Origin of the sequence: Sinorhizobium fredii USDA 205, from assembly GCF_001461695.1 — a bacterium.
In the GTDB taxonomy this organism is placed as follows: domain Bacteria; phylum Pseudomonadota; class Alphaproteobacteria; order Rhizobiales; family Rhizobiaceae; genus Sinorhizobium; species Sinorhizobium fredii.
Genome location: NZ_AUTC01000139.1, coordinates 52,645 through 75,468 on the forward strand (window position 1 = coordinate 52,645; position 22,824 = coordinate 75,468).

Annotated in this window: 19 protein-coding genes; 12 read left to right on the top strand and 7 right to left on the bottom strand. The window is 60.7% G+C overall.

The window, feature by feature from the left end:
* Positions 1-38 precede the first annotated feature (38 nt).
* Positions 39-845: a non-homologous end joining protein Ku gene (ku, locus tag N181_RS16375; RefSeq protein ID WP_037395528.1), complete on the top strand. Its 807-nt coding sequence runs from the start codon at positions 39-41 to the stop codon at positions 843-845.
* Between the two features lie 8 nt (positions 846-853).
* Here the strand turns inward: ku (N181_RS16375) and N181_RS16380 are convergent, their stop codons facing one another.
* From N181_RS16380 to ku (N181_RS16390), 3 genes are read right to left on the bottom strand one after another with little or no spacing between them, the layout of a single operon-like run.
* A complete protein-coding gene (locus N181_RS16380; RefSeq protein ID WP_037395537.1) occupies positions 854-1,069 on the bottom strand; it encodes a KTSC domain-containing protein in 216 nt (71 codons plus the stop codon).
* Positions 1,070-1,119: 50 nt separating this feature from the next.
* Positions 1,120-3,672: a DNA ligase D gene (ligD, locus tag N181_RS16385; protein ID WP_037434078.1), complete on the bottom strand. Its 2,553-nt coding sequence runs from the start codon at positions 3,670-3,672 to the stop codon at positions 1,120-1,122.
* 3 nt (positions 3,673-3,675) lie between these two features.
* Entirely contained in the window at positions 3,676-4,539 is an 864-nt protein-coding gene (ku, locus tag N181_RS16390) for a non-homologous end joining protein Ku (protein ID WP_037436081.1), read from the bottom strand.
* A gap of 257 nt (positions 4,540-4,796) precedes the next feature.
* On the opposite strand from ku (N181_RS16390), the gene N181_RS16395 reads away from it, so the two are divergent.
* Both N181_RS16395 and N181_RS16400 read left to right on the top strand, forming a co-directional pair.
* Complete coding sequence (locus N181_RS16395; RefSeq protein ID WP_037434079.1) at positions 4,797-5,105, top strand: DUF2934 domain-containing protein; 309 nt, start codon at positions 4,797-4,799, stop codon at positions 5,103-5,105.
* Positions 5,106-5,170: 65 nt separating this feature from the next.
* Positions 5,171-5,380 carry a cold-shock protein gene (locus N181_RS16400; protein WP_037434081.1) on the top strand — a complete coding sequence of 70 codons (210 nt, stop codon included), beginning with the start codon at positions 5,171-5,173 and terminating at the stop codon, positions 5,378-5,380.
* Between the two features lie 314 nt (positions 5,381-5,694).
* On the opposite strand, the gene N181_RS16405 is transcribed toward N181_RS16400, so the two are convergent.
* Entirely contained in the window at positions 5,695-6,144 is a 450-nt protein-coding gene (locus N181_RS16405) for a helix-turn-helix domain-containing protein (protein ID WP_037434083.1), read from the bottom strand.
* A gap of 670 nt (positions 6,145-6,814) precedes the next feature.
* Positions 6,815-7,918 carry a POTRA domain-containing protein gene (locus N181_RS16410; RefSeq protein WP_037434085.1) on the bottom strand — a complete coding sequence of 368 codons (1,104 nt, stop codon included), beginning with the start codon at positions 7,916-7,918 and terminating at the stop codon, positions 6,815-6,817.
* 92 nt (positions 7,919-8,010) lie between these two features.
* Here N181_RS16410 and N181_RS16415 point away from each other — a divergent pair, with 92 nt between their 5' ends.
* The 9 genes from N181_RS16415 to N181_RS16455 all read left to right on the top strand — a co-directional run bounded on the left by N181_RS16415 (position 8,011) and on the right by N181_RS16455 (position 20,846).
* Entirely contained in the window at positions 8,011-9,075 is a 1,065-nt protein-coding gene (locus N181_RS16415; RefSeq protein WP_037436077.1) for a GNAT family N-acetyltransferase, read from the top strand.
* Between the two features lie 130 nt (positions 9,076-9,205).
* Positions 9,206-9,904 (top strand): glycoside hydrolase family 16 protein, encoded by a 699-nt coding sequence (locus N181_RS16420; protein WP_162129902.1) that lies wholly within the window; start codon positions 9,206-9,208, stop codon positions 9,902-9,904.
* Positions 9,905-9,972: 68 nt separating this feature from the next.
* On the top strand, positions 9,973-12,414 hold the full coding sequence (locus N181_RS16425) for a phosphotransferase (RefSeq protein ID WP_157750336.1): 2,442 nt from the start codon (positions 9,973-9,975) through the stop codon (positions 12,412-12,414).
* Between the two features lie 521 nt (positions 12,415-12,935).
* Positions 12,936-14,909, top strand: coding sequence for a hypothetical protein (locus N181_RS16430; RefSeq protein WP_141322142.1), 1,974 nt, complete (start codon positions 12,936-12,938; stop codon positions 14,907-14,909).
* 389 nt (positions 14,910-15,298) lie between these two features.
* Positions 15,299-15,997 carry a glycosyltransferase family 2 protein gene (locus N181_RS16435; RefSeq protein WP_234885892.1) on the top strand — a complete coding sequence of 233 codons (699 nt, stop codon included), beginning with the start codon at positions 15,299-15,301 and terminating at the stop codon, positions 15,995-15,997.
* Between the two features lie 19 nt (positions 15,998-16,016).
* On the top strand, positions 16,017-16,949 hold the full coding sequence (locus tag N181_RS16440; RefSeq protein ID WP_050994681.1) for a glycosyltransferase family 2 protein: 933 nt from the start codon (positions 16,017-16,019) through the stop codon (positions 16,947-16,949).
* A gap of 68 nt (positions 16,950-17,017) precedes the next feature.
* Positions 17,018-18,202 (top strand): glycosyltransferase family 2 protein, encoded by a 1,185-nt coding sequence (locus N181_RS16445; RefSeq protein ID WP_157750335.1) that lies wholly within the window; start codon positions 17,018-17,020, stop codon positions 18,200-18,202.
* Between the two features lie 2 nt (positions 18,203-18,204).
* The gene (locus N181_RS16450; RefSeq protein WP_050994683.1) at positions 18,205-19,035 is read left to right on the top strand and encodes a polysaccharide deacetylase family protein; all 831 of its coding nucleotides are present in this window, start codon (positions 18,205-18,207) and stop codon (positions 19,033-19,035) included.
* A complete protein-coding gene (locus N181_RS16455) occupies positions 19,035-20,846 on the top strand; it encodes a tetratricopeptide repeat protein (RefSeq protein WP_037434092.1) in 1,812 nt (603 codons plus the stop codon). Before N181_RS16450 ends, N181_RS16455 begins: the two co-directional genes overlap by 1 nt.
* Before the next feature lie 52 nt (positions 20,847-20,898).
* On the opposite strand, the gene galE is transcribed toward N181_RS16455, so the two are convergent.
* Together galE and N181_RS33750 are read right to left on the bottom strand one after the other, a co-directional pair.
* Positions 20,899-21,912, bottom strand: coding sequence for a UDP-glucose 4-epimerase GalE (galE, locus tag N181_RS16460; RefSeq protein ID WP_060563590.1), 1,014 nt, complete (start codon positions 21,910-21,912; stop codon positions 20,899-20,901).
* A 528-nt stretch (positions 21,913-22,440) separates the two neighbouring features.
* Positions 22,441-22,824 (bottom strand): hypothetical protein (locus tag N181_RS33750; RefSeq protein ID WP_162267711.1); only part of this gene is annotated, 384 nt, incomplete at its 5' end.

The following is a 22,824-nucleotide window of genomic DNA, read 5'->3' on the forward strand; positions in this document are numbered from 1 at the left end:
ATTGATCGAAGCTACCAAGTTCAACGAGGCCTCGCACTATGGCGCCCCGCTCATTCTGGAAAGGCTACCTGAAACTGTCGCTCGTCACCTGCCCGGTGGCGATGACGCCAGCGACCACCGAGAATGAAAAGGTTCGCTTCCACACGCTCAACCGCAAGACCAGCAATCGCGTCGTCAGCCAGTATGTCGATGCGGTGAGCGGCAAACCTGTTGACGAAGATGACGAAGTCAAAGGCTATCAACGCGGCGAGAACGATTTCGTGCTTTTGGAGGACGAAGAGCTCGATGCGGTCGGTCTGGAGAGCACGCGTACCATCGATATCGACATGTTCGTGGAAGCCGACAGCATTCGCTGGATCTGGTACGACAAGCCGCACTATCTCGTGCCCGACGACCCGGTCGGTGAAGAAGCCTTCTCGGTGATCCGCGATGCTATGGCCTCAACAGGTACAGTCGGGATCTCGCGCCTCGTCATGTATCGTCGTGAGCGCGCCGTGATGCTCGAGCCGAGAGGCAAGGGGATCGTTCTTTGGACGCTGCGCTATGGCGACGAGGTTAGGCAACCGGAAGAGTACTTCCGCAATATAGACGAAGGCGAAAACGATCCCGAACTGATGCGGCTCGTGACGACCCTGATCGAAGAGCGCAGCAAGCCGTGGGACCCCGACATGGTGGGCGACCCCGTGCAAGCCCGTCTCTTGGATATCATTTCCGCCAAGAAGAAAGGGGGCAAACGGCCGGCCAAAGCAATGGCACAAGAAGAGGAGCGCCCCAGCAACGTCGTCAACATCATGGACGCGCTTCGCAAAAGCATCAGCTCGGAAAAGAAGAAGACGAAAACCTAGGGGCCGGATCATGGAGATGCGTCGGGCTCCGAGACGCGATACCTGAAACGGTCGCGGATATGCGCGTTGAAAAAGCGGCCCTTCGAAAACGCCCTTCTAAACGCGGCATAGGTCTCGACAGGCACATCCTCGTAATCGTAGCGCTTGTCGTTGGTCAGGAGCCAGACCGATAGCGTCCGCGTCTCGGCATCGTAATCTGCTCTCTTTATCAGATGCGACGGCATTGGCTTCACCGATTTGAACAAGGCGACCGCTCGTGCCCCTGCCTCCACGATCAGATGACTTTCCTTCGTCTGCTCTTCGGCTCCGGCAGTGGAACGGCAGCGGCGTGAAAATCCCGCCACGGGTCGGTGCTCAAAGATGCAAGCCGCGTCGGCGTGTTCTCCACCGTGAAGTAGGCCGGGCCGATGCCAGGGGCCAGTTCATCCCAGGAGAGCGGCATCGATACGGCAGCTCCCGGTCGCGCCCGCGTCGAATAAGCTGCGACCGCAGTCGCTCCGCGCTGATTTCTGAGATAGTCGACCAGGATCTTGCCGCGGCGCTTCGATTTGGTGATCGTCGACACGAAGTGGTCGGGACTGTCGGAGGCCATCGCGTCGGCAATCGACTTGGTGAAGGCTTTGACGGCGGGCCATTCTGCCTTCGGCTTCAACGGGGCCACCACGTGAAGCCCTTTGCCGCCGGATGTCTTCACGAAGGGCTCAAGGCCGACCCCTTTCAGCCGGTCTGCCGTCTCGAGAGCGGCTCCGATAACAGCTTCGAACGGCACGTCCTCGCCCGGATCAAGGTCCATGATGATCGTGTCCGGCCTTTCCCAGTCGGCCACCGTCGATCCCCATGGGTGGATTTCGAGAACGGCTGACTGGACGAGCGCCGTCAGGCCATCGAGGTCTCTGATGCTCAAGAGCTGTTCGTCAGGTGGTTCCTTCGGATCGTTGACGAGCACGATATTGGGGTTCAGGCCTTTCCAGGCGTGTTTCTGGAAAAACTGCTCGCCGGCAATGCCGTTTGGGCATCGGACCAACGCCAATGGGCGCCCGACGATATGCGGCGCGATGAAGCGCCAGATTTCGGCGTAGTAGTCGGCGAGCCCCTCTTTCGTTACCCCCTCATCCGGCCAGTAGAGCCGGTCCGGGTGCGTGAGCTTGACGGTCCGGCGCGGCGGCTTAGGCAGAGCAGTCGCAGACTTGGTCACCTCCCGTACGATGTCGCGGGCAAGCTTGTCTTCTCGCAAACCCCGGAACGATGCATGGCGCAAATGTCCGTCGGCGGTCCAGGCCCTGAACTCGACCTCGGCGACGAGCTCGGGCTTGACGTATCGGACCTGCCGCGCGTCTTCCGCGCTAAGCCGCGCCGCAAACGGGATCTCGGTGGTCCTCAGGCGGTCAAGCCTTTTGAAGAGGTCCTCGGCGCGCACGGCAGTGAACCCCGTGCCAACCCGCCCGACATGATGGAGCTTGTCGCCATCGTAGACGCCGAGCACCAGCGAGCCGATCGCCTTTCTGGACGTGGTCGACGGCACGTAGCCGGCGACCACGAATTCCTGACGCGCCGAGCACTTGGATTTGACCCAGCTTTTGTTCCGGCCGCTTCGATAGGGCGCGTCGCGCAGCTTCGATACGACACCTTCAAGGCTCAGTCTGCAGGCGTGACGGAGGACCAGGCGGCCCTCCTCCTCAAAATGACTGCTGAATCGGATGATGCCGTCGTCTTTGGCGATCAGCCGGCCGAGCAGCTCCTTCCGTTTGGTGAGCGGCAGAGAGCTAAGGTCGTAGCCATCGAAATGAAGAAGGTCGAACACATACAAGCGGAAGCGATCGCTGCGACCCTCGCTCAAGTCCGCTTGCAAGGCCGAGAAGTCGGACGCGCCGGAGCTGGTTTCGACGACGATTTCACCATCGATCAGCGCCATTCCGACCGGCAGCGCCTGTAATGCCGAGACCAGGGTCTTTCCGAATTTCTTCGTCCAGTCGAGACCGCTGCGGGTGAGAAGCTTGACGCGGCCGGCTTCGATGCGCGCCTGCAGCCTGTAGCCGTCGAACTTGATTTCGTGGAGCCAGCGTTCGCCGGCAGGGGCTGAAGAAACAAGCGTGGCCAATGCGGGCTCGACGAAGTCCGGCAAAAGGGCAGCCTTGGCGCCCTTGATTCTGGCGGCGTCGGGAACGTTGGTAGCAGCTTGGCGCTCTTCTTGTTGCGAAGTGGCTTTCGTCGTGGCGCGGGTCTTCTTGCGTATTCTGCCGGTCTTCGATGACCAGCCCGGTTTTTCGCCCTCCACATCCTTGATTTCGCGACCGGTCAGAACCGATTCCGGCCGCTCCTCGAGAATGTCGGGGTCCTGTTCCGATCTGGCCGCTTCGTCGTCACCCTTGATCAGCAGCCAGTTTTCCCGTTTCTCGCGCGGCTTGCCGGCCATCCGGACCAGATGCCAACGCCCGCCAAGCTTTTCGCCATTAAGTTCGAAGTCGAGATGCCCCTTGGCGTAGCCCCGATCAGCGTCGCCGATCGGCGCCCAGGTGCCGCGATCCCAGAGGATCACGGTTCCGCCGCCATATTCTCCCTTTGGGATCGTGCCCTCGAAATCTCCATATTCGAGAGGATGATCCTCGACGTGAACGGCAAGGCGTTTCTCGCCGGGGATGAGGCTCGGACCCTTGGTGACGGCCCAGCTCTTCAAGACCCCATCCATCTCCAGGCGGAAGTCGTAGTGAAGGCGTGTGGCGTCGTGCTTCTGGACAACGAAGCTGCTGCCGGAGCGGCGGGCCTTGCGGCCCTTCGGTTCAGGAGTCGATCCGAAGTTGCGTTTTTGTCGATAGATTTCGAGAGCCATGGCTCAGCTCGCCTTGCGGCGCGGCGACGCTTCCTTCGTCTTCGTCGCGCGGGTCGTTTTCTTCTTGGTTTGGGTGGTCGCCTTCGCTTTCTTGGCTACGCCAGCGCTCTGCCGCAATGCCTCCATCAGGTCCACGACCTTTTCGCGCTTCGGCTCCTTGCGTGGTTCGATCTTCTTGCCCTCGAGTTTCGCCTTGACCAGTTCGGCAAGTGCCGCCTCGTAACGATCATCGAAGTTTGCCGGATCGAACTTGCCTCGCTTGGTCTTGATGATGTGCTCCGCAAGCTCGAGCATCTCGCCCTCGATCTTCAGATCCGGCACTTCGTCGAACGCTTCCTTGGCTGAGCGAACCTCGTAGTCGAAATTCAATGTCGTGGCGATCAGTCCGTCCTCGTAGGCGCGGATCAGAAGCGTGCGCACGCGCCGAAATAGGACTGCGCGGGCGATGGCGGCGACCTTCTTCTTTCGCATGCCCTCGCGGATCAGAGCGAACGCGTCTTCGGCGTGGCTCTTCGTCGGAGCAAGGTAGTAGGGCTTGTCGAAATAAACGTCATCGATATCGCCGCAGGCGATGAAGGCGGAGACCGACAGGGTCTTGTCGCTCTCCGGGACGGCGGCGGCGATCTCTTCGGGCTCAAGCACGACGTAATCGCCGGATCCGACCTCATATCCCCTGACCTGATCGTCCTTTTCGACCGGCTTTCCCGTTTCGCTGTCGACGAATTGCCGGTGAACACGATTGCCGGTCGCACGGTTGATGGTGTGAAAGGCAATTCGTTCCGAGGTCGAGGCTGCAGTGTAAAGCGCCACCGGGCAGCTTACCTCTGCGACCTTCAGATAGCCCTTCCAATTTGCTCTCGGTGCCACGACGCGGCCTCAACTCTCACAAAGTTGCGCGGCATAGAGGCGCAACATCCTTCGACGATCGGGAACGTGGATGCGAAAGGGTTTGTTCCGCGCGTAAAGTCAGGAGAGCGTTGAGCCGAAAGCGCGTTAGAAGCCGACCAGCACACCGTCTGAAGTGGGTTGCCGGTGCGCCTCATCCAACCTAAACTCGCCCGCAGACACCAGATCAGCCGACAGCGCCATTTCTCCCAGCCCTCATTCGACAAGGAGCGTGTGCCATGAGGACGAGCCAGGAAGAACTGATCAGGAAGCGGGCCTACGAGTTATGGGAGCGGGCGGGGCGTCCCGAGGGGAACGGCCTCCAGCATTGGCTGCAGGCCTCCGAGGAGATTCGGTCGACCAGGCTGGATGGCGCAAGCGTCGGGGCGAATACGCCATCGAATGCTGAAGCTGCGTCGACGGTCGGGGTCAAGGCGAAGAAAGTCGCCAAACCGACTGGAAAGACCGCGAAGCCGCAGAAGAGTGCTGCCAGCGGGCACGGGGTCACACCTACCAAGAAGAAGGCGAAGCGGACGGAAGGCGCTTGATCAGGCGATCAGCCGATATTGTGCCGGCAGTGCTTCTGCCAAGCGAATGACCAAAGGAAGAGATTATGGCGACCGGTCCGGTAAAATGGTTCAACGCAACGAAGGGTTTTGGTTTCATCCAGCCGGACGACGGCGGCGCCGACGTCTTCGTTCACATTTCGGCGGTGGAACGGGCGGGAATGCGCGGCCTCAACGACGGCCAGAAGATCACATATGAGCTGGTGAAGGATCGCAAGTCGGGCAAAATGTCGGCGGACAACCTGCAGCCCGCTTAAGGCCCGCTTGCAAGATATTGGTTTCAGGAGGCCGGGTTGAACCCGGCCTTTCTCGATCACGATACCAGCAATGCCTTCGGCTTGAATTTGTTGCAGGTCAACATCATCCCATGCTACTGCGAATCCACGCCGGCTGGCCGCCCCAGTTGGCGTGGTGCACGGGGGGCTCCAGAGCATGCCCACGAATCCCTCGTCAGCTCCGGGGCTCGTTCGTACGGAACGCCACAACCGTTAAATTATCCCCGATGAGCAGCGCTGGCTATTGGACGATCCTGTGGATCATGTCGTCGCTGGCGTTTGGCGTTTTACTCGCCCTACTGACCCGGCGGCAATGAAGCAAAGCTTCCTGTGTGCGTCCCATCATCCTCAGCAAGCCGTTGCACCAATCCGAGGAACGAACGCCTTACCCTCACGTCTGCGATACGCGAGAAGGCCCGATTGAGAGCAAGTCCCATCGGGCTCGAGACAAACTCTACCATCGATCTGCCAGCGCCCAGCCCAGCGTCGTCGCTGTGGTCGCTCGCGGAGCTCTCAAAGAAAAAAGTAAGCGGTACTTCGAGCACATTCGCAATCGCTTGAAGCCGGCTCGCGCTGACCCTGGTGCGGCCGTTTTCATATTTCTGCACCTGCTGGTAAGTCACGCCAAGTGCTTTGGCCAGTTCCGTCTGTGACATGTGCAACAGGAGGCGCTGCATACGGATTTTTTGCCCCACGTGCGAGTCTATCGGATCTGGCCTCCTTCGTGCCGGCAAGTTGCTGGACAAACGATTTTCCTTCCACTGAGGAATGGAGCGTGGCGTGAAGCGACTATCGAGCCTTTGCCCTGGGACCCATTGCGGGCTTGCGGCTGGCCGACCGGGACCGCAGTCCGTTATGTCGCCGGCGCTGTTGCTGTCGGAACTTTCGAATCTTCTGCGGTGGGTCAGCGAGCAGCACCAGAACAACCGCGACCGCAACGAGTACATATGCCGGAATACCGGTCGTCGCGCTCGCAAGGGCAGCGGTCAACATGGCCGCTGTGATGTAAATAGCTGTCGCTCCGGGGCCGGATGCGACCCTCCAACCCAGCTCGACAAGCCGATCTTTCCATCTACGGTCCGGCATCGCTGTAGCTCCGATTGCACTCCGACGTTCGCCACAATTATGTGTCGCACTAGCCATTGGGCAACCTGTCTCAGACTTTTAGCTGCGCGCGTTGGACCAAGGTCCGATCACTCCGATTTGGCCTCCGTTTACAGGCTTACCGCTCCCGACCCAGGACTTTAGCCTGGGTGTCAAAGCAGACGGCTGAATCGAGGTGGGCAGTTGCGGGCCGCTAGCGGCTGGCGGGTTTGGCTCCGATGCCGTGCTGCTCGCATTGCAGCTGCTCTCCTCGGCGCCGCTGCTGCTTCGATCGTGCTGGAGCATGATAGGGAGAATTTGAGCCAACGCTTTTTACAGGAAATAGGCCAGTCTATGGATTGCGAGACCCGCAAATGTCAGGGCGCATGCGGTGGTCATCCACATGAACGGACGCAATCGACTGGGGGAAATACCCACATGGGCGGCGATCCGGATGAGTGCCAACCCCGTCAGGGTTGCCACCCCGCTAACCAAGCCGAATGTTCCCTGGGGCTGTGGCAATGAGGGCTTCGTCGGTCTTTCCTGTAAGCGCACCGTGAGGTCGAGCGTTGCCCTATCGTCTCCTCTGGCTGTGCCAATGTTGACAGCATCGACGTTGGCCAGGGCTTTAAGCCTTTCCCGCATCTCCTCTACCTTGCCGCGCTCGTAGCGCTCTCCGGGCCTGAAGGGGATGAGGCGCTTGATTTCGCTCTCGCGCAGACGGCGCAAGCCTTCGAACGTCACTGTGCCAAAACGCAATCTTGGACCAGCGTCGAGGTGCACGAGGGCGGTCACAACACCGTTCCCGGAGCGGATCCACTCCACATTGCGGAGCTGTGCCAGAGCAAAATCGACCTCACCGACCCGATAGAGGACGCGGCTGCCGAGATTGTCCGCAGCCTGAGCGCTGGCGGGTTTAGCGATATAGTCGTCGATTATGGATGCAAGTTCGTCAATTACCCCTCTATCGAGTTCCTGCTGCTTTACCCCCTTTAGGAGCACAGCCCCTACAGTATAAAGCTTACCCAGCGACGGGCGGAGAACCAGTCCGGTGCTGGAACGCTCCAGAGCGACCTGCGCATCCAGATATCCGAGCTCGACCATGAGCCGTCTCAGCCTTGCGCGTTCACGCTCAACAGGCGTTTTCAGAGCGTTTGCCGAGATCGTATCCCCAGCTCGCATGCCCTCGATCCAGACTGGCAACTGATAGGCTTCCCGAAGCGCCGTTGCGATGGTCGGTGGCGCGATGTTTCGCGTGTCAAGCTCCACCGATGATGCGGCTTTGGTCGGCACCACCGACACCAAGACTAACCCGAGATAGAGGATCACGCTCAAAGGTTGGACACAGCTTCTGATGAGAACTCGACCTTCACGCGCCTTCTGTGTGGGTGTATATTCAAGCGCTTTGGTAGTTTCGAGGTTGGCCCAACTTTTCATTTTTGGCGTCCCGCGTCTTGTTATACTGCATCGGGTTTCAGTTTGCCGCATAACTGGGTTAGCACCTCCTTGCGACCGCATTATCGCACGAAATGGATGGTGAGTCCGTGGCTAACGTCGGTCTATCTCGTCTCGATAACCCGGCCGCTGAGACCGTCTGGCGCGAAATCTATCATCGGAACGACGAGGCGATGGCCAGCCTGTCGCCTGAATGGGCGGAGGCGGTCGTAGCTGCCGGCAACTTCCGCAGCAGCCCGCAGTTCTATGAGTTCAGCGACGGGGGCCGCGCTGTGCTTCCCCTGTTCACCAGGGGCATAGGCTCGTTGCGCTACGCCTGGTCACCGCCGCCCGCCTGGGGGTTCGGCGGCATCCTGTCGGACGGCGTCGTCACACCCGCGAAGCTAGAGTCTATTTTCGCGCATCTCGAAACCTTGCCCTGTCTGGGCGTCAGGATCAGGCCGAACCCGCTCGCCGCCGAACTCTGGGCGGCGGCGGCCAGACCGGCGTGGACGTCCATTCCCCGGCTCGCGCATGTCGTCGACCTCTCGGGAGGTTTCGACGCTGTGCGCGGGCGCTTCCACCGCAATGCGCACACAAACATCCGCCGCGCACGAAGACTAGGCGTTGAGGTGGATGTGGGCAACAGCGAGGGGCTGATCGACGAATTCCATGGGATGCTCCAACTCTCCTTCGCTCGCTGGGCGCGCAAGCAGCACGAACCCGCGGCGCTCGCGCAATTCCGCGGCATGCGCCGGGACTCGCGCTCGAAATTCACGACCATTGCCGCGCGTATGGGCGACCGATTTCGTCTGTATGTAGCCCGCGCGCGCGGACGACCGGCAGCAGCGATCCTTATTCTAATGGACCGGCAGGCGCACTACACCAGAGGTGCTATAGACGAACCGCTTGCCGGGGAAACGAAGGCCACAGATCTGCTGCAGGCGACCGCGATTGAGGACGCGTGCCGTCTCGGCAGCACGCATTACCATATGGGCGAGACCGGAAATTCCACGTCGATCGCACAATTCAAATGCCGCTTCGGAGCAATTGCCGTTCCCTATGCCGAATATCGTTTCGAGCGATTTCCATTGGCCCGGCTCGACGGGATTGCTCGAGGGGCCGTCAAACGCATTCTGGGGTTTCGCGATGCACCCTAAGTGGTTACCTGTCCTCGCGGGGGTTGCGTGTTTACTGATCTTCATACTGCTGCCGAGGCTGGCTACTGAGCCAACTCCGCTTGTTAAGGATGGCGCCTGGCGGCTGATTTTCGCAGACGAGTTCGACGTGGTGAGCCTCAATCAGGAGAAATGGACCACCTGCTATTGGTGGAACAAAGACGGTTGCACCAATCTCGGGAATGAGGAACTCCAATGGTATCGGCCCGAGAACGTCTCCCTTGACGGCGGACTTCTACGGCTGCAGGCGAGGCCGGAAAAGGTCATCGGCTTCGAGGGGCGCGCCTTCGAATATACTTCGGGAATGGTAACGACCGGCCGCGACTACGAGGAACTGCCCCGGTCCTCGCGCGTCCGCTTCCGCTACGGGCACGTCGAGGTTCGGGCGAAAATCCCGGCGGGCAAGGGTCTGTGGTCGGCAATCTGGCTGTTACCGGAGACGCGCGAGTCGCGACCGGAGATCGACGTAATGGAGGCGCTCGGCGACTCTCCGACGACGCTGCGCGTGCATTATCACTACCGCGACCAGGCTGGCGAAAAACACAGCGTGGGCGAGAAGGTCAAGACGTCAGATCTGACGCAGGACTGGCACGTCTATAGCCTGACCTGGGATCAGGACAGGATCATTTGGTATCTCGATGGCAAGGAGGTGTGGCGATATTCGGAGGCCGGCTCGATCTCCAGCGAGGACATGTACCTGTTGCTCAACCTTGCCGTCGGTGGAGAGTGGGCTGGGTCGCCCTCGGACGGTACAAAATTCCCTGCCGAGTATCTCATCGACTACGTGCGCATCTGGCAACGGGATGGATGATGATGTCGCTGAGCCAACCCCAAAGTCGCGCGAGGATTCCGTCACTTCGGTTGCAGGTGCGGCGTGTCTTGCCAGCAGTCGTGCGCTCGCCGCTGATCTGGAACGGCTATGCACTGATCGCGAGCGCCGGGCTCACATCGGTGCTCGGGCTCGCCTTCTGGGGGCTGGCGGCCCGCCTTTACACGCCTGAGCAGGTGGGCCTGGGGGCGGCGCTCATTTCCACCATGCTGACGCTCGGCAACATTTCCCAGCTCAACCTCGGTAATTTCCTGAACCGTTACCTGCCTCCCGCGGGACGCAACGCCCTGCGTTTGGTGCTGGCGGCCTATGCCGTCGCCGGCGCCGCCGCGGCACTCCTGTCGGCGCTGGTCGTCTTCGTCATTCCGCATTTCGTCACGGAACTAAGCTTCCTGCGCGACGAGCCGCTTTCAATGGCCGCTTTCGTCGTCGCAACCGTCGCCTGGACCCTCTTCGCCCTACAGGACAGCGTGCTAGCCGGGCTGCGCCGCGCAACCGTCGTACCAGTCGAGAACGCCATCTTTTCCATCGCCAAGCTACTGCTGCTTGCGCTCTTTTCCGGATCCTCCCTGCTCGGCTCTGGCCTATATGCCGTGTGGGTGTTGCCGCTTCCCCTGTTGCTTGCACTGATCAACTGGCTGATCTTCGTCCGCTTTCTACCGCAGCACCGTTCGGGAGCGGAAAGCTCCGGGCCCGATCGTCACGCGCTGCTACGCTACTTCGGCTGGGACTATGCGGGAACTCTGGCTTCCATGGCAGCGATGGGCGTCGCGCCGCTTATCGTACTGCATTACGGCGGCCCGGGTGAACTCGCCGTCTATTACATCTCCTGGGAAGTCGCCTACGGTCTCTATCTCGTCAGCCGCTCCATGGGCATTTCCCTGCTTGCCGAGGCAGCTTTCGAGCGCGGCAGGCTGCACCAGCTGGCCGTCGACGCGCTGATCTACGCGACCGCGCCGCTTCTGGCGGGCGTCACCGTTCTCCTTCTCGGTGCGCCGCTGCTTTTGTCGCTGCTTGGCGCGCAATATGCGGGAGCGAGTTCCACGTTGCCGCGGCTTCTCGCCTTGTCTTGCCTGCCGTGGAGCCTCGTCACGCTCATGCTCGCCGCAGCGCGAGCAACCGGCCGGACAGAAGTCGTGGCAACCGCGCAGGTCGCGACGCTCGCAATCCTGCTCGGCCTCGGTACGCCGCTCGTGATCGCCGCCGGTGCCGTCGGCATGGCTGCCGCCTGGCTGGTCGCGCATTGCTGTGTTGCGGTCGGCCTCTTGGCCGATCTCTCGCTTCGTCTCGGCCCGACGGGTCGGCTCGAACTTTGCCTTCGCCTGCTGTCCTCGCTGGTGCGGCATTGGCGCAGCATCGCGCCTTTTGAGCGATCTTCGGCCTCGCTCGAAGTCGCTATCGCGCGGTTCTGCGCGGCTACACGGCTTGGCAATGTGGATCCCCGCACCATTCGCGAATTCCGCCGTGAGAGCGACGTGCGCACGGGACTGTTTAAGGCATCGAAGTTCGATGGCGGGGACTTGATCTTCAAATCCTCGAGATCGGCCGGGGGGCGGCGGGCTCTCGTTCGGCATATATTGCGCGCGCAGGCCCTGAGAGCCGAGGCCCTGCTCGATGATCTCGGCTTCGAGTTTTCGAAGATCGTTGCCTGCCACGTTGCGACATCGGAGGTCAGCTTGGCGGAGCATGCATGGCCGGGTGAGGACGGACGCGCCGTTCTTTCATCAGGCGGCCTGCATTTCCCTGCGCTTACATGCGCTGTCGCTGGTATCGCCGAAATTCACACGCGCACGGCAATGACAAAAACCATCGACGGACAATGGCTGCAGCGTTGGGTCGATGGCGGCGTCGAAGCCGCCAGGAAGGTGCCGTGCTGTTTGCTGGACGATAAGGCGCGGGCTGGCGGGCTCGCCCGCTTCCTCAAGGAGCAGCGTCAGTTCTGGGCGGGGCGGCGCCTGCCTCTCGGGCTCGGCCATGGCGACTTTAGCCCAGGCAATCTCCTTTTCGCAGTGGGGCCGGGCGACTCCGACGCCCGGCTGGTTGCGATCATCGATTGGGAAGCTGCTTCGTGCGACGCTCCCCCGGGGATCGACGCAATGTTCATGCTTCTCACCGCGCGTGCGCTGCGCAGCGGCGAAGAACTGGGTTTCGTGGTGCGGCAAATGCTTCAGAATCCAGCGCTGACACGACAGGAAGAATTAAGCATGGCTTCGCTGCGGGCAGTGATTGAGGCGTCCTACGGTTCCCTGCGCCACCGCGCAGTCATTCGAGCGCTTTGCGGGCTGGCATGGTGGCGGCACGTCTCGGCAAACCTGTCCAAATCATCAAGCTTCGCCGACAAGCCTCTCTGGGTGTCCATCAACGTCGACCTGGTCCTTGCCTGCTACAATCAGGACTCCGAGACCGTTGGCGGGCTGTTGTCGGCCGTTACCACCGGCCTCAAACGTCTGAAGATGCACGCGTCGAGGGCCAAGGCGGCATTGCCACAGTGAGTCGCAGCGATGTCCAGGAAACCGAAAACGGACCATCGGAAAGGTACATCAGACAAGCGCAACCGCGCTGACTGCCAGCCAGCACCCGCAAGCCCTGAAGCGCCGCCAGCCCCCGCGCTAACCCCGGAACCCACCAAGGGCAAGGCAAAACAGCATCGCAAGGTAGCGCCGGCCGCAACGAAACCGAGTGCGGGCCGATCCGCGGCCAAGCCTGAAAAGCGGCCCCGCAAGGGGATGGGTCCGCTTGCCAGACGTATAGAGAAAGCGCAGAAGCAACTCGACAATGCGGCGCGGCGGCTACGGGAAATCGATAATGGCCTAGCCGTGACCGTCCCCGGTGTCCAAGATGAGGGCCCTGACAAGGCGGCTCCGCCGCCTCGGGGCCGCCGCCGGCGAGGAGCGACGGTCGAAGGTCTCGAGGCGTCGCACCGGCGGGCCCCCGCGGTCATCGCGGAAACGCAGCTGCGGTGGCGGAGAAGACAAGCGCCGACAGGCCCGGCGAATGGAAGGCGGAAGGAGCCGTGGCAGCCGCGGCCGTTGCCGACCGGACGGATGAGATTCGCGCCTCAGTCTATGAGCTTGTCGCCGAGTTCGCGCGCACCGCGCCCGCCGTAGAGGTAGCCGTCGGCGGCGGCGCCACGGAGCGTAGAGCGCTAGAGGCAGTCTCACGCACTGCCGATGTGGTCGAAAAAGCATACGTCGCGGTAGCAGTGGCCTTGCTTGCCGCGGCGATCCTGCTCTGGAAGCTCACACTGCCGACAATAGACCCGAACCGCATGACGGATCTCGGCCTCGTGTCGATACTGCCGCCGGCCTTTTATCTGTCGCTGGTGCTGCTTTGCACCGGGTTTGCGTGGCAGGTGGCCTACCGCCGGGTGAACAGCGTTCTTCCCTACCTCTATCTCGTCGCGCTGATCTTCATCCTGCACGCGACGCCCCCGATCATATATCAGACGCTGCGCTATTCCTGGGCCTGGAAACATCTCGGCATTGTTGACTACATACAACGGCATGGGACCGTCGATCCGGCAGCCTCTTTCCTTTCGGCCTATCACAACTGGCCGGGGTTGTTCGTCGTCACCGCCTGGTTCGCCGATCTGTTCGATGCGCGTCCCATCGACCTTGCTTCCGTCCTCCAGTTTACGCCGGTCGCACTGAATATCGCCCTTTTGGCAGTTTTCCTCTGGCTGCTGGAAAGCTTCACAGAGGACAGGCGCCTGCTGCTGACAGCGGGCTGGTTCTTCGTCGCCGCCAATTGGATCGGCCAGGACTATTTCTCGCCCCAGGGCATAACATTCTTGCTCTATCTGGTTCTGCTCGGTCTCTTTCTCGGGCCGCTGCGTCAGAGCAGGTCGAAGATCGCGACGCTTCGTCCGCGGCTGTTGAATCGCCTCGGACCGCCTGCGTCCCCGGCAGGACTGAAATCGACAGAGGTGGGGCGGCTTCCCGCTGCGCTATTTGCCGCCCTCGCAATGGCAACGATTCTCGCGATTGTCGTTACCCATCAATTGACGCCACTGGTTGTCATTCTCTCGGCCAGCTTGCTCGTAATACTCGGATGGATCGCGCCGTCCTACCTTGTCTTCGCGCTCGTCGCTGAAACGATTTGGCTCCTGTGGGGCGCGGCACCGTTCGTTTACTCGCAATTGCAAAGCCAGATTGCTTCATTTGGGGAGCTTTCGGAGGCGACCTCGAAGTTAGCCAATCTTGCTCTCGTTAGCCCCGACCGCGCCTGGGTCGTCTGGGTCGGGCGCGTGCTTTCGACGATGATCTTGCTTTTTGCTCTTTACGGTGGGTTGCGCCGTTTAAAGCGGGGGTACTGGGACCTAACCGCCGCCGCCCTGGTGCTTTCGCCGGCACCATTCCTCGCTGTCGCCTATGGGGGCGAGTCTGTATTCCGCGTCTATCTGTTCTCGCTGCCGTTCCTGGCCTTTTTCACGGCGGCGGCCTTCTTCCCGTCGCCTCGATGCGGCAGACCCGCTTTGGTGTTTCCGATTCTCGGCGTCGCCTGCATCCTTTCAGCAGTCGGGTTGCTTTTCGCCAATGATGGGAAGGATCGCGAATATCGGTTCACCCTGGATGAGGTCGCTGCCTCCGAGTGGCTTTACTCGACTGCACCGCCAGGCTCGCTGCTAATCGAAGGGGCCCGCAGCTATCCTTCTCAATTCATGAACTACGAGAACTTTTCGTATCTCCCAATCTCCGAAGAAAGTGAGCGGACGAAAGAAAGGATCGTAGACGACCCGGACGGGGTCCTGGCTCGCTGGATGCGCGACCCGCGGTGGAAAGACGCTTATGTAATCCTTACTCGCAGCCAGAAAGCCTATCTTGAAGCGGGCGGGTACATGCACCGCGGAGACTTCGATCGCATCGAGAATGCGCTGCTGGTCTCACCGCGATTCATCGTCGTTTACGCTTCTCCGAATGTGAAGGTGTTTACGCTGCTGAAGCCGAAGCAAGGTTTAGCCGACATTCCGGGCGCCCGCCGCAATTGAGACGGGGCAGGCAGCTCAGTGGCCGTCCGCGAGCGCTTGGCGCGCACGTTCGTAACGAAAGCAGCGCAAGTAAATAGCCAGGATGCTAAGACGTAGTAATCCAATGTGACTATTCGACTCTCGTGAGCCGCCACGGTATTCTGGATGTTTTATAAAGAAGTGTGGGAAGTGATCTGCCGCTGGTGGGGTTGCTTTGCCCGCCAGGCGGCTAAGAAGATGTTTGCCAGTTGGATCGAGCGACCGCGTGAATTCTGATCGCCGAACCAATGGTCGATGCAGGTCTATTGCACCTTGCTATTACTCAAGCGTGTGCAAAGATGCGCAATTCTGCGTCACACAGACAAAGATCGCACGACACCGCGCACACGATGATTGTGCCGAGCGTAAGCGTGATCGTCCCGACTGTCAACGAAGCCAATAACTTGCCGCATGTCTTACCGCGCATTCCGGCGTGGGTGGAAGAGGTGATTCTGGTAGACGGAAGTTCCGACGACAACACGGTTGCCGTGGCGCGGCAGCTCAGGCCCGACATCGTCGTCGTCGAGCAACCGCGGCTTGGCAAGGGCGCGGCACTTGCAGCCGGCTTCGCCGCCGCGCGAGGCGACATCTTGATCACGCTGGACGCCGATGGCTCAGCGGATCCCCGAGAGATGGCAAGCTTTGTCGGCGCTCTCCTTGCTGGGGCCGATTTCGTCAAAGGGTCGCGCTTTCTCCAAGGTGGTGAGACGAGCGACATGGAATGGTACCGGCGGCTCGGGAACTGGGGGCTGGTCCATCTTGTTCGGTTGCGCTTCGGCGGCCGCTACAGCGACCTTTGTTACGGCTACAATGCCTTCTGGCGCGATGTGCTGCCCTATCTCGGCGTCGAAATCGCTCCGGGATTTGAGATCGAAACGCAGATGAGCATTCGTGCACTCCAAACAAAGCTGGCTATCGTCGAGCTGCCAAGTCGGGAACACGCGCGCATCCATGGCGTGAGCAATTTGCGAACCCTCCCCGACGGCTGGCGCGTCCTGAAGACCATCGTCCGGTTGGGGTTCACCTCCGGCGGCAAAGCTGTAGCCGTAATAAGGAAACGCCCTATTTAGCCACGTTGAGATTCCGGTCGTGTTATCGATTGCTGTTATCATCTGCGCCTATTCCAACCAGCGACGCGAGCAGTTGCACGAGGCGATACGCTCCGTCCAGGAACAGGAACATCGTCCCGACCAGGTGGTCGTCGTCATCGATAACAACGAAAGCCTGCTGCACGATACGCGCGAGTTTTTCCCGCACGTCGAGGTCGTCCCGAACGATGGCACGCGCGGGCTTTCCGGCGCACGCAATGCCGGCATCCGCCGAACCTGGACAACTGTGATCGCCTTTCTCGACGACGATGCGATCGCCGAGCCTGCTTGGCTCGGGCGGCTTGCGAGGCATTACGGCGATCCCGCAGTGGTCGCCGCCGGTGGTAAGGTCTTGCCGCTCTGGCAAGATGGCCGGCCTCCCTGGTTTCCGGAGGAGTTCCAGTGGGTGGTGGGGTGCAGCTATCGCGGGTTGCCGCAAAGCCTGCATCCTGTCCGCAACCCAATAGGCTGCAACATGTCGTTTCGCCGAACGGTTTTCGAGACGGTCGGGAGTTTTCGCGAGGGGTTCGGACGCACCGGCCAGGACGCGGCCGGTTGCGAGGAGACTGACTTATGCATCCGCACTCGGCGAAGCATGCCCGACGCCATCATCCTCTATGATCCCGAAGCCGTAGTGCATCATCGCGTGCCGCCCGGACGATCGAACTGGGGCTATTTCCGTAAGCGCTGTCTCGCGGAGGGACGTTCTAAAAATGCGCTGGTCGAGTCGCTCGGCGCGGGTGCCGGGCTGTCCGCCGAACGCATTTACGTGACACGCACTCTACCGAAAGGGGTGGCGCGGGCGTTGCTCGACGCGGTGCTGCGGCTGGACCCCTGGGGCCTGCCGCGCGCGGCCGGCATCCTGGCTGGTCTGACGTTGACCGCGGGAGGTTATGCGGCCGCGAAACTGTCCGGCGCCTGGAGGACCACATGAGCCTGAGAGCCTTCCGGCCCATCAAGGTCGTCACGATCGACATCGCCAATCCGCCTCCATCGATCTCCTTGGCCGGCGAAGGGAACGACGGTTATGGGGGGGTTTTCTGCCTCGTCCGCTCCGGGGTGCAGCCCCTGTCGATCGTTGAATTGGATCATCCGGGCCCCGTCGTCGCAACAGCAGACGTGCTGGCCGCCCTCGGGTCTCTTCATCCTTCACCCTCCATCTCTCTAGACCGGCGGTGTCGTGACCAACGGATCGCCGTGATCATCGCAACGCGAGACCGGGCCGAGAGTCTCAATCGCTGCCTTGTTTCGCTTTTCGACCAAACCCGCCTGCCGGATGAGGTGATCGTGGTGGACAACGCGCCGGCGTCGACCGCAACGGCGGATCTCCTCGCGAGGCATTATTGCGGACGTGTACGGCATGTCCTGGAACCGACACCGGGGCTCGGTCGCGCCCATAATACGGGTCTTCGCCATGTTTCAAGCGACCTCGTGCTCTTCACCGACGATGACGTGGTGCTCGATCGCTACTGGGTCGCCGCGATGGCTCATCCGATGGAGGAGGACGCGGCGGTAGGCTGCGTGACCGGTCTGATCCTGCCCGCCGAACTCGAAACCCGGGCACAGGTCTGGGCGGAGCGGCATGGCGGCTTCGGCAAAGGTCTCCGACCCCGGACCTACGACCTTGGGGTGAACCGGCCGAAGGGAGCGCTGTTTCCCTTCACTGCGGGGCAATTCGGCTCGGGGGCCAATATGGCCTTCCGTGCCAGTGCCTTGAAGCAAGTTGGCGGTTTCGACTCCGCATTGGGAGCGGGAACGTTGGCGTGCGGCGGCGACGATCTCGCAGCCTTTTTCTCGATCATCAGCGGCGGGTTCCGACTCGTCTATCAGCCACAGGGGATTGTTTGGCATCATCATCGGCGGGGAGAGGACGGAATGCGTCGGCAGGCTTATTGCTATGGCCTGGGCCTCGGGGCGTATCTGACCAAGATCCTCCTGGATGATCCGCGTCGATTCTTTCGGCTCGCAGCTGCCCTGCCAGCCGGCATCCTTCATATGGCCGGCCCCTTTTCAATCAAAAGGCTTCGGCTGCCATCCGATTATCCCGAACGGCTGGTCTGGATCGAGCGTCTCGGCATCGTTGCAGGCGTGCCCGGCTATCTACGCAGTCTTTCGAAGATGCGACGCGACGACCGGGCACGCAGCATTGCGAGTTCCAGCAATACGATCGCAAGCAAGGAAACCTGAAGATGCAAGCGATTCCAATCCTGCTCTACCACAGCGTCAGCGAAGACTTCGCGCCGGCGTATCGCCACTGGTCGATACTGCCCGCCGAATTCAAAGCTCAGATGGGCGCGCTGGCAGAATGCGGCTACCGACCAATGACAGTTCAGGACCTCGCTTTGTTGCGGCGAGGTGGCCAGCCAGTGTCCCGGAGCACTTGTCTCATCACGTTCGACGATGGGCTGCTGGATTTTGCCGAAGGGGCGATGCCGGTTTTGGCTTCGCATGGCTTCCGGGCAACGCTTTTCGTGGTCTCCGGATTCGTCGGCAGGACCAGCCGCTGGCTCACTTGCCTTGGAGAAGGCAACCGTCCGATGCTGGATTGGCGGAAATTGCGCGAGCTGCATGGGCTTGGCATAGAGATCGGCGCGCACACGGTGAGCCATCCGGAGCTCGATATACTTACGCGCCAGCAGGCGACACGCGAGATCCAAGACAGCAAATTCGCGCTGGAGGACGGGCTCGGCCACACGGTTGCGACGTTCGCCTATCCTCATGGCTATGCCTCCAGAACGATCCGCAGGCTCGCGGAGGAGGTGGGCTATATTGCGGCGTGCCGCGTGGGCGATGCCCTCAGCACTGATACGGAGGGCCTATTCGAACTGTCGCGTGTTACCGTTACAAGCGACATCGCGCCCGCAGACCTCATTGACCTCATCGGGACATCGAGGCTTCCAGTCGCGCCGCCGGCAGACCGTTTGATCGCTCGAGGGTGGCGAGCAGCACGGCGGGTACGGGCTTTGCACCGTTCTCTGGCCCGGACCTTTCGGAGCGGCGGACCGGAAGGCGACCCGTGATGCGCCGCTCCCTGCGGATTGGCCTGGCTGGAGCGATCCTCCTACTGAGCATGTCGATTCTTCCCGGGACGTCGGGCAATGTATCGGGCGACGAGTTACCAACCGGCGCGTTGACAACAAACTTCCCGGCGGACGAGGCGCAGCCTGCACTCGGACGCACACTGTCGGAACTGGCCGACCTCTACATTGCACGGCGCATCGACCGGACGACCGTAGAGCGCCATCTTGGCGAGTACCAGCAGATGCTGCGCCAGGCGGGCGCTGATGCGCTCTTAGCGGTTTCAGCACCGTCTCCGATTGCGGGCACCGTTGCGGACCTACCTGACGGCCGCCTCGCGCTCAATCTCTATGAACGCGCTATTGCCCTCGGCGATTCGGGCGCTTTGATTGGAGTGGGTAATCTGTATTTACGGGGACAATTCCTCGAGGGAGCTCCTGAACCTGAAAGAGCATTCGAGGCGTACACCAAAGCCGCAACGCAAGGCAATCTGGAAGGCAAACTCAGGGTCGCCGAGTTACAAATTCGCGGCGAAGGAACCGAACGCGACATCGTGGCTGGCTTCACCGCGCTGCAGGAGCTGACGCGGGCCGATGATGCGCGTGTGCTACAGGCTCTCGCTGGCCTATGCCTGTCTGGACGTATAGCCGTGCGGTCGGATCTGGCATTAACAGCCTTGGAGAGGGCCGCCGCTATACTTGGCTCCGCCGAGGCTTATTTGCGACTGGGAGATCTCTATTCACGCGGGGAGGATGTGCCAGCAGATTATTCCCTCGCCATCGAACACTACAGGCGGGCAGCGGCGAAAGGCTCCATCGACGCGACCGTGAAAATTGCGGAGATGCAAGCGCGAGGCCAGGGCACGCGGAAAGACGTTATCGGCGCGCTGGCAGAACTTCACGACCTTGGCAGAAGGGGTGAAGCGCGGGCTTTGCTTGCTCTCGGCGACCACTATGGCACGGGCGAGGTCGTGCCGGTCGATGCGAGTTTGGCGAGGGACTACTATGAATCGGCTGCCGGGCGAGGCAGCACGACGGCACTTCTCCGCCTCGGTGACGGCTACCGCAAAGGACTTTTCGGCTCGCGTCACCTCGCGAAGGCCGCAGCCTCCTACCGCAAGGCCTGGGAGGCGGGGAATCGTGGTGCGGCCATCGCTCTGGGTGTACTTGAGGCCTCCGCCGGCCGGAAACGAATCGCCGCAAACGGAACCGCTCGCCTGCGTCGGGCAGCAAATGAAGGTGTCGATGGGGCCGCCGTCGCCCTCGCCGACGCGATGTTCTACGGCTATGGCACGGCAAGGGATCCGTCCGGGGCTCTTAGTCTTCTCGAAGAGGCGCGAAGCAAGGGTGATCGCCAGGCTTTGCTCGCGTTAGTAGCAGCTTACCGGGACGGCAAGCAGGACGGCAAGGAGCGGCTTGTGCGAAAGGCCCCGAGAAAGGCAAAGGCACTGCTCACGGCATCGCTCGAGATGCTGCCTGTGCCGGCAACGAACGTTCAGCAATTTCTCTTTGCCGCGGCAACAGCGAAGACCAGGACGTTCGCCGATCTCAACCAGCGTCTGTCGGCTCTTTCTCAGCCGGAACGCAGGCAGATCGTACGTGATTTGCCCAAAGTCAATTCAAGTCTGTTCACTTACGTTGTGAAGGCCCGTTTGAAAGAGCTGGGGGCTCGCATCGGAAGGATTGATGGGCGATTCAACCAGTCGTTCATCAGAGCCGTCGCAAAATACTGTCGCGCCACCGCTTCCAACCGTCGGTGCAACCGCGGCCCCAGAAATCCCGAGGTTGTTGAAATCGTGTCCTACGCTTTTTGAAAGGTGCCAACCGGCTTTACTATCCACTCCAGAAGCCGTCCGTTTTGAAGTGCTACAGCATCCTTCGTGCGTCTGAAACGCACGGCGCTGTGGGAAGGCGATCTTCCCAGATGAGCGCCGTTCGGATGATGACAGAAAGATCATCATATTGCGGCTTCCAGTCGAGTTCCTGCATCGCGACGGTGGGGTTGGCGACGATCGATACTGGATCCCCCGGCCGGCGGCCCCCTTTGCGCACCGGGAAATCGACCCCGGAGACCGCTTTGACCTGATCCAGTACCTCCAGCACCGAGAAGCCACGGCCATAGCCGCAGTTCGCAATGATCGACCTGCCGCCGGCACGCATGCGCTGCAGGGCTTTCAAGTGGGCATTTGCGAGGTCCGTGACGTGAATGTAATCGCGCACGCAGGTCCCGTCTGGCGTCGGATAGTCGGTGCCGTACACTTCGACGCCGTTGCGCTTGCCGAGCGCGGCTTCGGTCGCGACCTTGATGAGATGGGTGGCACCAGCTGTCGACTGACCGGTGCGGCCATGTGGGTCTGCGCCTGCAACATTGAAATAGCGCAGCGCCGTATAGGTGAAGTCGTATGCGGCCGCGATGTCGCGCAGAATCATTTCGGTCATCATTTTCGATGTGCCGTAGGGTGACTCGGGGTGCAGCGCTGCGGTCTCGGCCACTGGCCCGGCGTTCTCCGGCGTGCCATACACCGCGGCCGTGGAGGAAAATACGAAATACGGCACCTTGGCTTCAAGAGCGGCGGCGATCAGGACGCATGAATTGACGGTGTTGTTTTCGTAATAGGACAGCGGATCGGCGATCGATTCCGGAACGGTGATCGAGCCGGCGAAATGAATGATCGTTTCAATTGCATTCTTGGAGAAGATCGTCCGGAGGAGGCCACGGTCGGCAATATCTCCTTCATAAAAGCAGGCTGCCGGGGCCACTGCCTCGCGGAAGCCGGTCGACAATCGATCGAGCACGACGACGTCTTCACCGCCATCGATGAGCAGGCAGACCATGTGGCTACCAATGTAGCCTGCCCCGCCCGTGACAAGGACCGACATCACTGCCACCCCTATGCGCCATTTGTTCCATCGCCGGTGACCGCCGGAATGCGTCTCGGCCTTTCGGGCTCACCGGTACTGGCATCGCCGGGAACCGCACTGCGACGCCGCCAGCAGGAAGCATTCGTGAAAACCAGTGAGTTTCGACGCGACGCTTGCACATCCTCAGAAATCAAGCCGGTTTTCTTCGTTCGCGAAGTACTCCGCCTCGGGTGCGGGCGTCAGCTTCGCCAGAATGTATAATAATGCCAAAAAAGACGTAATTTCAAGTTTTCCACATAAGTATATTTGGTTAGCGCAGCATGCGTATATCTGATTAACTCGTTGGAATTAAACTCCTACATCATTACTCGGAAAGCTCGATGGCAATCAAAAAAACTGTATTTCAAGGGCTCGCCGGATACGTTCGTTGAAAAACGACATATGCGCTTGGTCCCCAATGACGAGGTTCGGTTGCAAATCACTACAATATTAAATAAAGGTGGTTGTAGTAGGCCATAAGGGCTATATTATGAATAATCCTAATCGCTATGGATCTAGATCGAAAGTACTAAAACCGAGTTCGCCTATAAATATTTCCATCTCGACCGGTTTCATGCTAACTTCTATTTCCATTGCTAGTTCCTTTTTGTGGGGCTGCGTGGCGGCCATCTGGGCCGATTTTTCCATATCTATTTGTTTTGGTTTCGTGGGCGCTTTGGACCGCAGTTCAGCCGGTCCATCTCGTTGATATTGCCGCGAGTGCGGAGTTTCCAACATGGATTCAGCGGCTCGACCTAGAGACAACACCGCCCTCGAACTGCATATACCGAGCGCTAAAGCAATCATCATCACCGACGTGCCGTCGGTAGCGATGGTGACCGCTTCGCACAACGAGAACGGCTGGACCGGCGTCAAGATGGGCACGGCCCG

Bases quoted from the DNA above. Each gene is read 5' to 3' on its own strand.
- N181_RS16450 (WP_050994683.1), top strand. From the start codon at position 18,205: ATGCAAGCGATTCCAATCCTGCTCTACCACAGCGTCAGCGAAGACTTC.
- ku (WP_037395528.1), top strand. From the start codon at position 39: ATGGCGCCCCGCTCATTCTGGAAAGGCTACCTGAAACTGTCGCTCGTC.
- N181_RS16400 (WP_037434081.1), top strand. From the start codon at position 5,171: ATGGCGACCGGTCCGGTAAAATGGTTCAACGCAACGAAGGGTTTTGGT.
- N181_RS16410 (WP_037434085.1), bottom strand. From the start codon at position 7,918: ATGAAAAGTTGGGCCAACCTCGAAACTACCAAAGCGCTTGAATATACA.
- ligD (WP_037434078.1), bottom strand. From the start codon at position 3,672: ATGGCTCTCGAAATCTATCGACAAAAACGCAACTTCGGATCGACTCCT.
- galE (WP_060563590.1), bottom strand. From the start codon at position 21,912: ATGTCGGTCCTTGTCACGGGCGGGGCAGGCTACATTGGTAGCCACATG.
- N181_RS16395 (WP_037434079.1), top strand. From the start codon at position 4,797: ATGAGGACGAGCCAGGAAGAACTGATCAGGAAGCGGGCCTACGAGTTA.
- N181_RS16455 (WP_037434092.1), top strand. From the start codon at position 19,035: ATGCGCCGCTCCCTGCGGATTGGCCTGGCTGGAGCGATCCTCCTACTG.
- N181_RS16415 (WP_037436077.1), top strand. From the start codon at position 8,011: ATGGATGGTGAGTCCGTGGCTAACGTCGGTCTATCTCGTCTCGATAAC.
- N181_RS16380 (WP_037395537.1), bottom strand. From the start codon at position 1,069: ATGCCGTCGCATCTGATAAAGAGAGCAGATTACGATGCCGAGACGCGG.